This window comes from Pseudoxanthomonas sp. Root65 (assembly GCF_001427635.1).
In the GTDB taxonomy this organism is placed as follows: Bacteria; Pseudomonadota; Gammaproteobacteria; order Xanthomonadales; family Xanthomonadaceae; genus Pseudoxanthomonas_A.
Window position 1 is genome coordinate 26209 of sequence record NZ_LMHA01000002.1, and the last position, 15134, is coordinate 41342.

Annotated in this window: 12 protein-coding genes; 7 read left to right on the forward strand and 5 right to left on the reverse strand. The window is 68.2% G+C overall.

The window, feature by feature from the left end:
• Positions 1 to 74: 74 nt before the first annotated feature.
• The 4 genes from ASD77_RS10595 (at position 75) to prpE (ending at position 5431) form a co-directional block, all read left to right on the forward strand.
• Positions 75 to 1277: a pyridoxal phosphate-dependent aminotransferase gene (locus tag ASD77_RS10595; RefSeq protein WP_055941327.1), complete on the forward strand. Its 1203-nt coding sequence runs from the start codon at positions 75 to 77 to the stop codon at positions 1275 to 1277.
• A 79-nt stretch (positions 1278 to 1356) separates the two neighbouring features.
• Positions 1357 to 2343: a malate dehydrogenase gene (locus tag ASD77_RS10600; protein ID WP_055941329.1), complete on the forward strand. Its 987-nt coding sequence runs from the start codon at positions 1357 to 1359 to the stop codon at positions 2341 to 2343.
• An 89-nt stretch (positions 2344 to 2432) separates the two neighbouring features.
• Positions 2433 to 3413, forward strand: coding sequence for a hypothetical protein (locus ASD77_RS10605; RefSeq protein ID WP_055941330.1), 981 nt, complete (start codon positions 2433 to 2435; stop codon positions 3411 to 3413).
• 116 nt (positions 3414 to 3529) lie between these two features.
• Entirely contained in the window at positions 3530 to 5431 is a 1902-nt protein-coding gene (prpE, locus tag ASD77_RS10610) for a propionate--CoA ligase (RefSeq protein ID WP_055941332.1), read from the forward strand.
• 1 nt (position 5432) lies between these two features.
• Here the strand turns inward: prpE and ASD77_RS10615 are convergent, their stop codons facing one another.
• Positions 5433 to 6839: a M14 family zinc carboxypeptidase gene (locus ASD77_RS10615; protein WP_082563252.1), complete on the reverse strand. Its 1407-nt coding sequence runs from the start codon at positions 6837 to 6839 to the stop codon at positions 5433 to 5435.
• 85 nt (positions 6840 to 6924) lie between these two features.
• Positions 6925 to 8151, reverse strand: coding sequence for a citrate synthase family protein (locus ASD77_RS10620; protein WP_055941337.1), 1227 nt, complete (start codon positions 8149 to 8151; stop codon positions 6925 to 6927).
• A gap of 140 nt (positions 8152 to 8291) precedes the next feature.
• On the opposite strand from ASD77_RS10620, the gene prpB reads away from it, so the two are divergent.
• The 3 genes from prpB to ASD77_RS10635 all read left to right on the forward strand — a co-directional run bounded on the left by prpB (position 8292) and on the right by ASD77_RS10635 (position 11191).
• Positions 8292 to 9176, forward strand: coding sequence for a methylisocitrate lyase (prpB, locus tag ASD77_RS10625; protein ID WP_055941339.1), 885 nt, complete (start codon positions 8292 to 8294; stop codon positions 9174 to 9176).
• 201 nt (positions 9177 to 9377) lie between these two features.
• Complete coding sequence (gene prpC, locus ASD77_RS10630; protein ID WP_055941340.1) at positions 9378 to 10526, forward strand: 2-methylcitrate synthase; 1149 nt, start codon at positions 9378 to 9380, stop codon at positions 10524 to 10526.
• Positions 10527 to 10693: 167 nt separating this feature from the next.
• Entirely contained in the window at positions 10694 to 11191 is a 498-nt protein-coding gene (locus ASD77_RS10635; protein ID WP_055941342.1) for a hypothetical protein, read from the forward strand.
• A gap of 18 nt (positions 11192 to 11209) precedes the next feature.
• On the opposite strand, the gene ASD77_RS10640 is transcribed toward ASD77_RS10635, so the two are convergent.
• The 3 genes from ASD77_RS10640 to ASD77_RS10650 all read right to left on the reverse strand — a co-directional run bounded on the left by ASD77_RS10640 (position 11210) and on the right by ASD77_RS10650 (position 15076).
• A complete protein-coding gene (locus ASD77_RS10640; RefSeq protein WP_055941343.1) occupies positions 11210 to 11821 on the reverse strand; it encodes a glutathione binding-like protein in 612 nt (203 codons plus the stop codon).
• A gap of 366 nt (positions 11822 to 12187) precedes the next feature.
• Positions 12188 to 12643, reverse strand: coding sequence for a cell wall hydrolase (locus ASD77_RS10645; protein WP_055941346.1), 456 nt, complete (start codon positions 12641 to 12643; stop codon positions 12188 to 12190).
• Positions 12644 to 13036: 393 nt separating this feature from the next.
• Positions 13037 to 15076 (reverse strand): NADPH-dependent 2,4-dienoyl-CoA reductase, encoded by a 2040-nt coding sequence (locus ASD77_RS10650; protein WP_055941348.1) that lies wholly within the window; start codon positions 15074 to 15076, stop codon positions 13037 to 13039.
• Between the last annotated feature and the right edge of the window lie 58 nt (positions 15077 to 15134).

Genomic DNA, 15134 nt, shown 5'->3' on the forward strand with positions numbered 1-15134 from the left:
CCGTGATACCATTTTGCGCCGCAAAAAAGACCGCGGCGACGCTCCCCAACCGTTTTCCCCCGCGAGGTTGTGCAATGCCCCTGCTTGCCCGGCGCATCGGTCGCGCCAAGCCCAGTGCGATCATGGCGGTGGCCGAGAAGGCCAAGAAGCTGAAAGCCGAAGGCCGCGACATCATCAGCTTCTCGATCGGCGTCCCCAATTTCCTGCCCGGCGACCATGTCTATCAGGCCGCGCGCGACGCGCTGGCCAAGGACTCCGGCCAGTACGGCAGCAACCGCGGCACCGACGCGCTGCTGGATGCCTTCCTGCAGCACATCGAGGCGCTGGGCCTGACCGGCTATACGCGTGCCAACCTGTCCACCGGCATCGGCGCCAAGCACATCCTGTACAACCTGGCCGAGTCGCTGCTGGACGAAGGCGACACCCTCGTCTATCCGTCGCCGTACTGGACCACCTACGCCGACATCGCCGACATCGTCAACGCGAAGGCGGTACCGCTGCCGTGTCCGGCCAGCCAGGACTATAAGCTGACACCGGCGCAGCTGGACGATGCGCTGGCGACACACAAGCCGAAGGTCTTCCTGTTCAACAACCCGTCCAACCCTACGGGCATGGTCTACGCGCGCGACGAAGTCGCCGCGCTGGCCGATGTGCTGGTGAAGTATCCCGACACCTGGATTATCACCGACGACATCTACAACCGCATGCTGTTCGATGGGCTCGCGTACACCAACTTCGTGCAGGCGCGCCCGGAGCTGCGCGAGCGCACGGTGTTCGTCGATTCGCTGTCCAAGACCTACGGCATGCCCGGCTGGCGCGTCGGTTTCATGGCCGGTCCGGAGTCGGTGGCGAAAGCGCTGACCACGATGAACTCCAACCACATCACCAACGTGCCGGAAGTGGTCACCGCCGCGGCGATCGCTGCGCTGACTGGCCCGCAGGACGTGCCCACGCAGAAGAACGCCGAGTTCCAGGCCAAGCGCGACCAGGTGCTGGCGGCCATGGAAGCGATTCCCGGCGTGGTCTGCCCACGTCCGCAGGGCGCGTTCTATGTGTTCCCCGACATCAGCTGCGCGTTCGGCAAGTCGCACAACGGCGTGAAGATCGAGAACGACGTCGACGTCTGCAACGCACTGCTCGACGCGAAGGGCGTGGCCTGTGTGCCGGGCTCGGCGTTCGGCGAGCCGCGCGCGTTGCGCATCAGCTATACCTGCCCGACGCCGCAGCTGGCGCCGGGGCTGCAACGCTTCCAGGACTTCTTTGCCGAACTGACGTAACCGCCCTGTGGGCCACGGCCCACGCTGTCCCCACGCGGTGGGCCAGGGCCCACCCTACGAAACCCCGAGGATCCGCACCATGAAAACCCCCGTCCGTGTTGCCGTCACCGGCGCTGCTGGCCAGATCGGCTACGCGCTGCTGTTCCGCATCGCCTCCGGCGAAATGCTGGGCAAGGACCAGCCGGTCATCCTGCAACTGCTCGAGCTGCCGCTGGAGAAAGCCCAGGCCGCGCTGCAGGGCGTGATCATGGAGCTGGAAGACTGCGCGTTCCCGCTGCTGGCCGGCGTGGTCGGTACCGACGATCCGGAAGTCGCATTCAAGGACGCCGATGTCGCCCTGCTGGTCGGCGCGCGTCCGCGCGGCCCGGGCATGGAGCGCAAGGACCTGCTGCTGGAGAACGCCAAGATCTTCACCGCCCAGGGCGCCGCGCTGAACAAGGTCGCCAGCCGCAACGTCAAGGTGCTGGTGGTCGGCAACCCGGCGAACACCAACGCCTACATCGCCATGAAGTCCGCGCCGGACCTGCCGGCCAAGAACTTCACCGCCATGCTGCGCCTGGACCACAACCGCGCGCTGTCGCAGCTGGCCAGCAAGGCCGGCGTGGCCGTGGGCGACATCGAGAAGCTGGTCGTGTGGGGCAACCACAGCCCGACCATGTACCCGGACTACCGCTTCGCCACCGTCAACGGCCAGTCGCTGAAGGACAAGATCAACGACGCCGACTGGAACGCCAACGAGTTCATCCCGAAGGTCGGCAAGCGCGGTGCCGCCATCATCGAGGCGCGCGGGCTGTCCTCGGCCGCCTCGGCCGCCAACGCCGCCATCGACCACGTGCGCGACTGGGTGCTGGGCAGCAACGGCAAGTGGGTGACGATGGGCATCCCGTCCGACGGCAGCTACGGCATTCCGGAAGGCGTGATGTTCGGCTTCGCCGTCACCACCGAGAACGGCGAGTACACGATGGTGAAGGATCTGCCGGTCGACGCCTTCAGCCAGGCCGCGATCGACAAGACGCTGGGCGAGCTGGAAGAGGAGCGCAGCGGCGTGGCGCACCTGCTGGGCTGATCGCCCTGCCATGGTGTACAAGAAGCGCCGGGGATACCGGCGCTTTTTTTGTCCCGCGTGGGGCAGGCGACCGGTGGCTGGGGGTTGGCATGATCGTTCCGCAGTTCTGGGCCGAGGGTCGGCTGCAGCATCGCGCCAAGGGCCGGCAGGTCACCGTGCGCCGCTTCGGCTGGTCGGACCTGAGTCCGGAAGATGCGCAGGCGGTCGCCGATGAACGCACGCGCGCGGCGTTCGATCGCGTGCTGGCGGGCGAGCCGTTGCCGCGTCGCGAGGACAAGCGTCCTTACAACGGTGCGGTGGGTGTACCGATCCGCGAGGAGATCGTCGGCCGCGACGGCGACTGCGTGATCACCCGCAATTCCTATGGCGCGCTCTGCCTCAATACGCCGCATGCGTTGTTCGTGGATGTCGACTTCGATGATCCACGGCCGGACGCGGCCCTGAAACGCAAGGTCCGGCTGCCGCTGCTGGCCTTGGCGATCGTCGCGGGCCTGCTCGCCGGGTCGTGGTGGATAGGCGCGGTAGCGATCGTCGTGGCGATGGTGCTGGCGGGCGGGATGATCCGCCGTCTGCATGCCGCGCGCATGCGCCGCGACGGTGGCCCGGAGGCATGGGCGAATGCACGCGTGGAGGCGTTCGCGACAGCCCATCCCGACTGGTGCCTGCGCCAGTACCGCACGCCCGCGGGGTTCCGCCTGCTCGTCATGCATCGCCCCTTCGATCCGTCCGAGCCGGAGGTCGAAGCCTGCTTCACTGCGCTGAAGACCGATCCGCTGTACGCACTGATGTGCGTGCGCCAGCATTGTTTCCGTGCACGCGTCAGTCCCAAGCCGTGGCGCATCGGCATTGCCAGGCACCTGCGTCCGCGACCGGGCACCTGGCCGATCAAGCCCGAGCGCATGGCCGAGCGCCGACAATGGGTGGCGGACTATGAACGGCGTTCGGAAGGTTTTGCGGCCTGCCGCTACGTGCGCACGCTCGGCGACGGCCCGACCGATCCCGGCATCGACGCCGTACGCGCGCTGCATGACCGCCTGTGCCATGCCGACAGCGCGCTGCCGCTGGCGTGATCCGGTGCGTGCACCTGCCTGCGGGTGCGACAGGTTGTCCCATGCGACCAAGGTAGGAAGGTTGGCGGCGCGGCGCGGGACTATGCTGCCGGCACGCGTCGCAGCTGGAGCATCGCATGGCATACGAAGACGTCTACCGGCGCTCGATCGAGCAGCCCGAGGCCTTCTGGGGCGAGGAGGCGAAGGCGATCCACTGGCATGTGCCGCCGCAGCAGGTGCTGGACTATTCGACGCCGCCGTTCCGCCGTTGGTTCGTCGGCGGGCAGACCAACCTCTGCTACAACGCGGTGGACCGGCACCTCGCCGAGCGTGGCGATCAGCTGGCGCTGGTGGCGGTGTCCGCCGAAACCGATGCCACCCGCGAACTGACCTATCGCGAGCTGCATCGCGAGGTGAATGCGTTCGCCGCCGTGCTGAAGAAGCTCGACGTCGGTCGCGGCGACCGCGTCGTCATCTATATGCCCAACATGGCGGAAGCCGTGTTCGCGATGCTGGCCTGCGCGCGTATCGGTGCGGTGCACTCGGTGGTGTTCGGCGGCTTTGCCGCGCACAACCTGGCGCTGCGCATCGACGACGCGCAGCCCAAGCTGCTGATCGCCGCGGATGCCGGCAGCCGCGGCGGCAAGGTCATTCCGTACAAGGCGCTGGTCGATGAAGCCTGTGCGAAAGCCGTTTCGCCGCCGCCGAAAGTGCTGATCGTGTCGCGCGGGCTCGATCCGGCCGAACCGAAGGTCGCCGGGCGCGACGAGGACTACGCCACGCTGCGCGCCGGGGTTGGCGATACGGTGGTGCCGGTGGAATGGCTGGAATCGAACGAGCCCAGCTACCTGCTCTACACCTCCGGCACCACCGGCAAGCCGAAGGGCGTGCAGCGCGATGTCGGTGGCTATGCGGTGGCGATGGCGCTGTCGATGCGCACCGTGTTCGATGTCGGGCCGGGACAGGTGATGTTTTCCACCTCCGATGTCGGCTGGGCGGTCGGGCATTCGTACAACGTGTACGGGCCGCTGATCGTCGGTGCGACGTCGGTGCTGTACGAAGGGTTGCCGACCACGCCGGACGCCGGCATCTGGTGGGCGCTGTGCGAGCAGTACGGCGTGCGCACCATGTTCTCCTCGCCCACGGCGGTGCGCGTGCTGAAAAAGCACGACATCGACTTCATCAGGCGCCATGACCTGTCCGACCTGAAATATCTGTTCCTCGCGGGCGAACCACTGGATGAGCCGACGGCGCACTGGATCACCGACGCGATCGGCAAACCGGTGATCGACAACTACTGGCAGACCGAAACCGGCTGGCCGGCGTTGACGCTGTTGCCGGGCCTGGACATGAAGCCGGTGCGCTTCGGTTCGCCCGGGTTCCCGAACCTCGGCTACCGCATGAAGGTGATCGACGAGAGCACCGGCGAGGAAGTCGGGCCCGGGCAGAAAGGCGTGCTGGTGATGCAGCCGCCGCTGCCGCCGGGCTGCATGACGACGATCTGGAACGACGACGCGCGCTTCCTGTCCAGCTACTTCAGTCATTTCAAGGAGCTGTTGTACAGCTCGCTGGACTGGGCGATCCGCGACGCCGACGGCTATACCTTCATCCTCGGTCGCACCGACGATGTCATCAACGTGGCCGGCCATCGCCTGGGCACGCGCGAGATCGAGGAATCCGTTTCCGGTTTCGCCGCCGTCGCGGAAGCGGCGGTGATCGGCGTGGCCGACGAACTGAAGGGGCAGGTGCCGGTGGTGTTCGCCACGCTGCGGCAGGCGACCGACGAGCCGCACGCGCGCGTGCAGGCGGCCGACGGCATGCGCCGCGCGGTAGAGCAGAGCCTGGGCGCGGTGGCGCGCCCGGCGCGGGTCTACATCGTCAACGCGTTGCCGAAGACGCGTTCGGGCAAGCTGCTGCGGCGTTCGCTGCAGGCGCTGGCACAGGGCGCCGATCCCGGCGATCTCTCCACGCTGGACGATCCGAACGCACTGGAAGAAGTGAAGCGCGCCCTGCAGCGCGGGCCCGAGGTGGGCAGCTGAGTCAGCGCGCCGGCGGCGATGGTGCCGCCGGATCCACGCTGCGATCCAGCGTCCACACCACATCGCGGCCCTGCGGGTCGCGGCTCAGCACGAAGCGCGCGCTGGCGCCGGGCGTGAGCGGCAGCGGCGAGCGCGGATCATCGTTGTCGCCATCATCGTTCGCTTCGATCACGGTGCGTTCGCCGGCGTGGCCGGGCAGCGGCACGATGAACAGGCCGCGCGCATCGATGCTGCGGCGGGCCTTCTTCGTGCCGAGATCGCCCACGTCGGCGATCGCACCGTCGGTCTCGGCCAGCGGATTGCGGAAGTTGACCAGCAGGTCGGCGCGCATCGGGGCGCGGCCAGGCACGGCCAGCGTGCCGCCGCGCAGCACCAGGTCGGGCCACACGTCCCCGTTCTCCGGCAGGTCGCGGTACAGCGCGTGCGGCACACCGGCGTGGCTGCCGGTGGCGATGCTGTCGAGCGCCGCCACCATGCCGAGGAAATACAGCTTGCGCAGGCGCTGCTTCTGCACGTCGCCTTCGATCCCGCCGGCTTCGATCAGTACCGTGCTGGCGCCCCACTGGGTGGTGAGATCGCCGAAGGCGCGCGGGTCGAAGGTCTCGTCCCAGCGCGCGATATGGCCAGCGAGATAGGGCTCCAGCGCGATGCGGATGACTCCGGCCACTTCGATGGCGCGCGTGCGCACGTCGTTGACGTCGGCGGCATGGTTGTACGGGGGCGACAGCAGCGCAATGGCGGTGCCACGATCGGAATCGCCGGCGCGATAGCCCACGCGCTGGTCGTGCAGGTTGAAGCCGTACATCGGCTTCACCTGATCGAACAGGGACTTCAGCGTGCGCGCTTCCGGCGTGGCCAGCATGCGCGCATCGCGGTTGAGGTCGATGCCCTGCGCGTTGCGGCGCTGGAAGCGCGCGGCGCCGTCCGGATTGACGATGGGGAAGACGTGCAGCGTGGTGTTCGCCTGCAGCGCTTTCACGCGCGGGTCGTCCGGGTGCTCGCCGAGGAAGCGGAACAGGTCCGCCAATGCCATCGACGCGGTGCTCTCGTCGCCATGCATCTGCGACCACAGCAGCACCGATGTCTTGCCGTTGCCCCAGCGCACGTGGCGCAGCGGGCGATCTTCCACGCTGCGGCCGATCTCTTCGATGCGGAAGCCGCGGTCTTTCGCCAGCAGCGGCGTGGCGACCGACCACCAGTGTTCCGCGTTGAACGTGCGGTCCTCCAGCCCCGCGACACGCAGTTGCGTGTCGTAGCGCGTGTCGAGGTCGGGCAGCCACGCGGGAGGCGAGGGGACCGGCGTCGCTGCCTGCGCCGTTGCGTCGGCGTCGGGCATGTCGGCGTTCCGGGCGATGGTGGTCGGGGTCATCATCGTCAACAGCAGGCACAGGGCGAGGACAGGGCGCATTGCGGCAGTGGCAGAAGCGGGCTTCCGCAGGGTCGGTGGATGCGCAGTCGATGTCAAATCCGGGTGCAGGCGTGACGCCTCTCCGTCACGTCGATGAGGTCGGCGGCGTGATGCCGGTATAGCGGGCGCGCGGACGTATCAGACCGCCTTGCGCCTGTTGTTCCAGCGCGTGGGCCAGCCAGCCGGCCAGGCGGCCCGCGGCGAACATCACCAGCGCCGGTGTCGGCGGCAGACGGTTGAGGTGGCAGATCGCGGCGAGCATGAAGTCGATGTTCGGGCGCAGGCCGCTGATCTCTTCGGTGGCGACGATCAGGGTTTCCAGTGCGGCCATCTCGCGCGTGCCGGCGTGGCGATCACGCGCACGCGCCAGCAGTTCCGCGCCACGCGGATCGCCCTGCGGATACAGCGCGTGGCCGAAGCCGGGCAGATCGTCGCCGCGTTGCCAGCGCTCGCTGAGGAAGGCGCGGGCGGACGCGGCGTCGCGTGCGTCGGCGATCAGCGCATAGGCGCGCGCGGTGGCGCCGCCATGGCGCGGGCCCGACAGCGCCGCCAGGCCGCTGCACACCGTCGCGTGCAGGTGCGCACCGGTGGAGGCCACGACGCGTGCGGCGAACGCGGACACGTTGAGTTCGTGGTCGGCGCAGACCACCAGTGCCGCACGCACCAGTTCGGCGAAGCCGTCGTCATCGGGTCGCCATGCCTGCGCCAGCACGCGATGCACGGGCGCCGCCGACGGCGGCTGCGCCACCAGCAGCGCGGCGTTGTGGCGCAGCAGGCCGGCGGCGATCTCGTGGCGCACGCGCGGCGCGGAGTTGAACGAATGGCGCACATCCAGTGCGAGCAACGGGATGGCGGCCATCGCCCGCTCGAGCGGCGGCAGCGACGCCGCGGAGGCGAGCGGCTCGACCACGTCGGGCCACCGGCTCGGCGAAGGGACCGCGAACGGGTCGTCCGCACCGACGTCCCACAGGTGCCGGGCCACGTCTTCCAGCGTCGCACCCTCGTGCACCATCGCGATCGCGGATCGGCCACGGTAGTAGGGGCCGTCGGGCCGGATCAGCGAGATCCGCGTCTCCAGCACCGGCAGGCCGCGATCCAGGCTCTGCGCCGCGCCCCGGGCCGCGCCGCGGCCCACCTGCTTGCGCTGTGCCAGCCGTTCCACGTCCTGGCGCAGGTAAAGGCGGCTGCGGTGGTCCTTGCCCGGGCGCGACTCCAGCAGGCCGCGGCTGACATAGGCGTACAGCGTGGCCTGGCTGATGCCGAGCAGGCGGCAGGTCTCGCGGGCGGTCAGCAGGTCGGTGGCGGACGCCATGCGGAAATATTGATTTATTCGATCAAGATTGATCAACCCTGGGGATGGTGCCAGATTTGCCGCCCGAGGAGGGGCGTAATCTTCACGCACCTCTGGTCCGGCCCCGATGGCCGGCTTCGAACATGAGGAGTTTCCGTCGCATGAGCATCCCGTCCGCTGGCAGCCGTTTCCGCGCTGCGCTCGCCGCCGAATCGCCGTTGCAGGTGATCGGCGCCATCAACGCCAATCACGCACTGCTGGCGAAGCGCGCCGGCTACCAGGCCATCTACCTGTCCGGCGGCGGCGTCGCCGCGGGTTCGCTCGGCCTGCCGGACCTGGGCATCAACACGCTGGAAGACGTGCTGATCGACGTGCGCCGCATCACCGACGTCTGCGACCTGCCGCTGATGGTCGACATCGACACCGGCTTCGGCCCCAGCGCGTTCAACATCGAGCGCACGGTGAAGTCGCTGATCAAGGCCGGCGCCGCCGCCTGCCACATCGAGGACCAGGTCGGCGCCAAGCGCTGCGGCCATCGTCCGGGCAAGGAGATCGTGCCGGCCGGCGAGATGGTCGACCGCGTCAAGGCCGCCGCCGATGCGAAGACCGATCCGGACTTCTTCCTGATCGCACGCACCGACGCCATCCAGGTGGAAGGCGTGGATGCCGCCATCGAGCGCGCCATCGCCTGCGTCGAGGCCGGCGCCGACGGCATCTTCGCCGAGGCCGCCTACGACCTGCCCACCTACCAGCGTTTCGTCGACGCGGTGAAGGTGCCGGTACTGGCCAACATCACCGAGTTCGGCAAGACGCCGCTGTTCACCCGCGACGAACTGGCTTCGGTCGGCGTGGCGATCCAGCTGTATCCGCTGTCGGCGTTCCGCGCCATGAACAAGGCCGCCGAGAACGTGTACGAAGCGATCCGTCGCGACGGCCACCAGAAGAATGTGGTCGACACCATGCAGACGCGCGAAGAACTGTACGACCGTATCGGTTACCACGCCTTCGAGCAGAAGCTTGATGCACTGTTCACTGCCAAAAAGTAGCCATATCCCTTCTCCCTTTGGGAGAAAAGCCTGCCCCGCACTCGATACGGGGTGCCCGAAGGGCGGATGAGGGTACGGCGAAGTCAGTGATGTCCAAGGCGCACGGACTTCGCCGCACCCTCACCCCAACCCCTCTCTCCCACGGGGACTTCCTTCGGTCGCCGGTGGGAGAGGGGCTTTACATCATCAAGAGGTGTTGAAATGTCAGACGCTGCCGTTCCCTTCAAGCCCAAGAAATCCGTCGCCCTGTCGGGCACTGCCGCCGGCAACACCGCGCTGTGCACCGTCGGCCGCACCGGCAACGACCTGCACTACCGCGGCTACGACATCCTCGACCTGGCCACGACCAGCGAGTTCGAGGAGGTCGCCTACCTGCTGGTGCATGGCAAGCTGCCCAACCGCGCCGAGCTGGCCGGCTACAAGGCCAAGCTGAAGTCGCTGCGCGGCATCCCGGCCGCAGTGAAGGCCGCGCTGGAGGAACTGCCGCCGTCGGCGCATCCGATGGACGTGATGCGCACCGGCGTGTCCGTGCTGGGCTGCGTGTCGCCGGAGAAGGACGACCACAACCATCCGGGCGCGCGCGACATCGCCGACAAGCTGATGGCGTCGCTGGGTTCCATGCTGCTGTACTGGTACCACTGGAGCCACAACGGCCGTGCCATCGACGTGGAGACCGATGACGATTCCATCGGCGGCCACTTCCTGCATCTGCTGCACGGCGAGAAGCCGAAGGACAGTTGGGTGCGCGCGATGCACACCTCGCTGATCCTGTACGCCGAGCACGAGTTCAACGCCTCCACGTTCACCTGCCGCGTCATCGCCGGCACCGGCAGCGACATGCATTCCTGCATCGCCGGCGGCATCGGTGCGCTGCGCGGCCCGAAGCATGGCGGCGCGAACGAGGTCGCGTTCGAAGTGCAGAAGCGCTACGAGACGCCGGATGAGGCGGAAGCCGACATCAAGGCGCGCGTCGAACGCAAGGAAGTGGTGATCGGCTTCGGCCATCCGGTCTACACCGTCGGCGACCCGCGCAACGGCGTCATCAAGCAGGTGGCGAAGGACCTGTCGGCCGAGCAGTCGAACATGAAGATGTACGACATCGCCGAGCGCCTGGAATCGGTGATGTGGGACATCAAGAAGATGTTCCCCAACCTGGACTGGTTCAGTGCGGTCAGCTACCACATGATGGGCGTGCCGACGGCGATGTTCACCCCGCTGTTCGTGATCGCTCGCACCAGTGGCTGGAGCGCGCACGTGATCGAGCAGCGCATCGACGGCAAGATCATCCGTCCCAGCGCCAACTACACGGGGCCCGAGGACCTGGAGTTCGTTCCGCTGGACCAGCGCTGACCCCTTCCGGTGCGCAAGGCGGGGCCGTTCCGGCACAGGTCGGGCGGTCCCGTATCGTTTGTGTGACCCGCGTGGTAGCCGGGAAGCGCGCCATCGCGTACTACTGGTGGTACAAGGGGAGCGTCGCGACCGTCGGGAGGGGCCCGTGGCGCGCGCAAGGGGACGTCATGCAGACGATGTGGTGCAAGACCGATGCGGGTCGGAACGAGATCCAGCAGCGCACGCGCAAGCTGCCGGCAGGGCTGCGCTCGATCCTGTTGCTGGTGGACGGCCAGCGCAACGACGACGAACTGCAGGCGATGATGAGCGGGCTGCACGCGCCCGACGACGCCCTGCAGCAACTGGCTGCCGAGGGATTGATCGAGCGGCGTTCGGGTGCGGCGTGGGTGCTGGCGGCCGTCGCGGCGCCCAAGGCAGGCGATGACCTGCAAGTGGCCACCAAGACGGCGGCCGACCGCTACAACCTGCTGTATGCGCGCATCACCGACGACATCCGCGCGCACATCGGCCTGAAGGGGTACTTCCTGCAACTCAAGGTCGAGCGCTGCGCCGATGCGGACGAACTGGTGGCGCTGCTGCCCGACGTGGCCACGGCGCTGACCAAGGCGCGCGACCACACCTTCGCCACGCGCTGGCTGGAAGAGGTGCGCGCGTCGGTGGTCTGACGCGCGCGCACGCCGCTATCAGGCGAGGCCTTCGGCCTTGAGGGCGGCCTGCACGCCCGCATCCGCGTCCATGCGCTGCGTGAACGCAGCGATGTTGGGCAGGCCGGACAGGTCCACGCCGGTGCGCTGGGCCCAACGCAAGGTGATGTAGAAATAGGGGTCGGCGAAGCTGCGGAAGCCGGCCAGCCAGTCGTGTCCTTCCAACTGCTTCTCCGCGCTTTCGAACAGCCCGCGCAGGCGCTTGCGTGCGGCGTCCTTCACCGCATCGAACTGCGTTTCGTCGACGATGAAGCGGGCCGGCCCGAACAGCGGATGGAACGCCGGGTGCAGGTCGGAATTGACGAACGCCAGCCACTTGGCCGCCAGCGCGCGCTGCTGCGGCGAGCCGTCGCCAGCGAGCTGAGCCTGCGGGTACGTGTCGGCGATGTAACCCATGATCGCGGCGTTCTGCGTCAGCACGAAATCACCGTCGACGATCGCCGGCACCGCGCCGGTGGGATTGATCGTCAGGTAGGCGGGTTCCTTCATTTCCGCGGCGGTCATCACCTGCACCTCGAACGGCTGTCCGGTCCATTGCAGCGCGATGTGGTCGGCGGTCGAGCACGCGCCCGGCTTGGTGTAGAGCTTCATCGTGGTTCCATGGAAAAGAAAAGGCCCGCGATTATCGCGGGCCGTGGAGGCTTGCGGGGTGATGTGGGGTGCAACGGATTGTGCTGTGCACGCGCGACATGTATCGCGGTGGTCGGCTTTTCATCCGCGCGCGCTACTCGAGGGAGGGGGGAGTAGGTGCCGTGCAGGTTCGGCGCGCGCCCTGATCGTTGCGGTGTGATGTGGTACGCAGCGCTGATTTTGCTGGGCACGGTGTAGTTCGCATCGCGGCGGTTCGCCCTCACCCGTTGCCCTCTCCCGGTGGGAGAGGGGGAGTAGGTGCCTTGCGGGTTCCGCTTCGGTAGCGGGTAGCTACGTCCGGTGTCGTGCGTTCGAAAGCTTTTGCTCTTAGGAGCGGGGCTTGAGCTTCTGCACGCGCAGGAAGGTGTGGTCGCCGATGGTGGCCACGTGGTACGCGTTGCGCCAGCTCGGGCTGGCGATCTGGTGCGCCATGAAGTGGCTGGCGCCCGGCACGATCTCCTGGCGCTGGCCGGGCGGCAGGGCCCAGTTGCGTTCGGCATTCAGGGCGACGGTGACCGACTTGGCCCAAGCGTCCGGGTTTCGCAGGCGGGTGTTCGGGCCGACGATGGTCGGGGCGAACTGCTTGCGGGCGGTGACCACGGAGCAGACGGAGTCGCCCCAGAGTCCGCTGTCGCGACGGCGCAGGGCGACCTCGGCGACGGCTTGCTGGCCGCGAAGGGTCTGGTCGCGGGCTTCCAGATATACGGTGGTGCTGAGGCAAAGCGAATCAGCGGCCGGCTGCGGCAACATCTGCGACAGCCATAGGATCCAGGCCAGTTTCATGGGAACTCCTTGCTCCGTCTTTCCCGCACCCCTGCCTCCCCCGTCACGATGGGAGCGGCAAACCTGGGACATGCGGCAGGGCGTCATGGGGAGGCAGCCTTCACACGGGCTGCCCGGGGACCGGCAAGGCCGGACCAGAGGGTCCGAGCGCCGGGCTCAGCCCGCCTGAGACTGGGCGGCGGGCCGGAAAGTGGGCGCAAGGTAGGGGGGGGCGTCCCAACTCGGCCTGAACGGGCCGGCTTGACGGAGGGGTGCCGATCTGGCTGGAAACTGTGAGGGGTGTCGCAGGAAGCCGGGTTGTAGAGCGGAGCTTGCTCCGCTGCTTTTGCCCTGGGAGTTCCTGGATTCCCGACATTCCGGAGTCGAGCAAGCTCGACGCTACGGCCGGAGGGATTACAGGCTGGCCGCCAGCCGGCTGCCCTGGTCGATGGCGCGCTTGGCGTCCAGTTCGGCGGCCACGTCGGCGCCGCCGATCAGGTGGGGCGTCTTGCCGGCGGCGATCAGCTCGCTCTGCAGGTCGCGCCGCGGTTCCTGGCCGGCGCAGACCACCACGTGGTCGACCGGCAGCAACTGCTCGGTGCCGTCCACCCTGACGCGCAGGCCGGCGTCGTCCACGCCCAGATACTCCACGCCGCCCAGCATCCTCACCTGCTTGGCCTTCAGCGTGGCGCGGTGGACCCATCCGCTGGTCTTGCCCAGTCGCGCGCCCGGCTTGCCCGGGCTGCGCTGCAGCAGCCAGACCTCACGCACCGGCGGCTCGGGCTGCGGCTTCACCAGGCTGCCGCGGGCCTCGAAGGTCGGGTCCACGCCCCATTCGGCCATCCAGCGCGCCGGATCCAGCGAGGACGAGTGGCCTTCGTGGGTCAGGTACTCGGCCACGTCGAAGCCGATGCCGCCGGCGCCGATCAGCGCCGCGCGGGCGCCGACCGTCACCCGGCCGGACAGCACATCCACATAGCTGACCACCTTGGCGTGGTCCGAACCGGGGAAAGCGACCTTGCGCGGTGTGATGCCGGTGGCCAGCACCACCTCGTCGAAGCCGGTCAGGTCGGCGGCCGCCACCGGCGTGGACAGTTTCACCTCGACCCGCGTGTCTTCCAGCAGGTGGCGGAAGTAGCGCAGCGTCTCGTGGAACTCTTCCTTGCCCGGGATGCGCTTGGCGTAGTTGAACTGGCCGCCGATCTCGTCCGCGGCATCGAACAGCGTCACCCGATGGCCGCGTCCGGCGGCGACCGTCGCGCAGGCCAGGCCGGCCGGACCGGCGCCGACCACGGCGACGGTCTTCGGCGCGAAGGTCTTCTTGTAGACGAGGTCGGTCTCGTGGCAGGCGCGTGGGTTGACCAGGCAGCTGGCCAGCTTGTTCTCGAACACATGGTCCAGGCAGGCCTGGTTGCAGGCGATGCAGGTGTTGATGGCCTGCGGCCGACCGGCGCGGGCCTTCGCCGCCCACTGCGGATCGGCCAGCAGCGGCCGCGCCAGCGACACCATGTCGGCCTTGCCGGCGGCCAGGATGTCCTCGGCCACCTCCGGCATGTTGATGCGGTTGGTCGCCACCAGCGGCACGCGCACGTGTGGCTTCAGCTTGGCGGTGACGTCGACGAAGGCCGCGCGCGGCACCGAAGTGACGATGGTCGGCACGCGCGCCTCGTGCCAGCCGATGCCGGAATTGATGATGGTCGCACCGGCGGCTTCCACGGCCTTGGCCTGGGCGACGATCTCGTCCCACTGGTTGCCGTCCTCGACCAGGTCGATCAGCGACAGCCGGTAGATGAGGATGAAGTCGGGACCCACCGCCTCGCGCACGCGGCGGACGATCTCCACCGCGAAGCGCATGCGCTTCTCCGGCGTGCCTCCCCAGGCATCGTTGCGCGTGTTGGTACGCGGCGCGGTGAATTCGTTGATGAAGTAGCCTTCCGAACCCATGATCTCGACGCCGTCGTAGCCGGCGTCGCGCGCCAGCTTCGCCGCATTGGCGTAGGCGTTGATCTGGCGTTCGATACCGCGCGCCGACAGCGCGCGCGGGGTGAACGGGTTGATCGGTGCCTTGATCTTTGACGGTGCCACCGTCAGCGGGTGATAGCCGTAGCGGCCGGCATGCAGCAGTTGCGCGCAGATCTTGGCGCCGTGCTCGTGCACCGCCGCGGTGACGAACTTGTGCGGGCGCGCTTCCCACGGCCACGACAGCTTGCCGCCGAACGGCTTCAGCCAGCCCACCAGGTTGGGAGAGAAGCCGCCGGTCACGATCAGCCCGACGCCGCCGGCCGCACGCTCGGCGAAGTACGCAGCCAGGCGCGGGAAATCCCGTGCCCGGTCTTCCAGACCCGTATGCATCGAGCCCATCAGCACGCGGTTGCGCACCGTGGTGAAGCCCAGGTCCAGCGGCGTGAACAGGTGCGGGTAGGGCGTGGGATCGGCGGTGGCGGTCGACGTCATGCGGGCACTGGATACGCGGGCGTATGGGTGGGCGCACGATGCCGCGAATCGCGGGGGC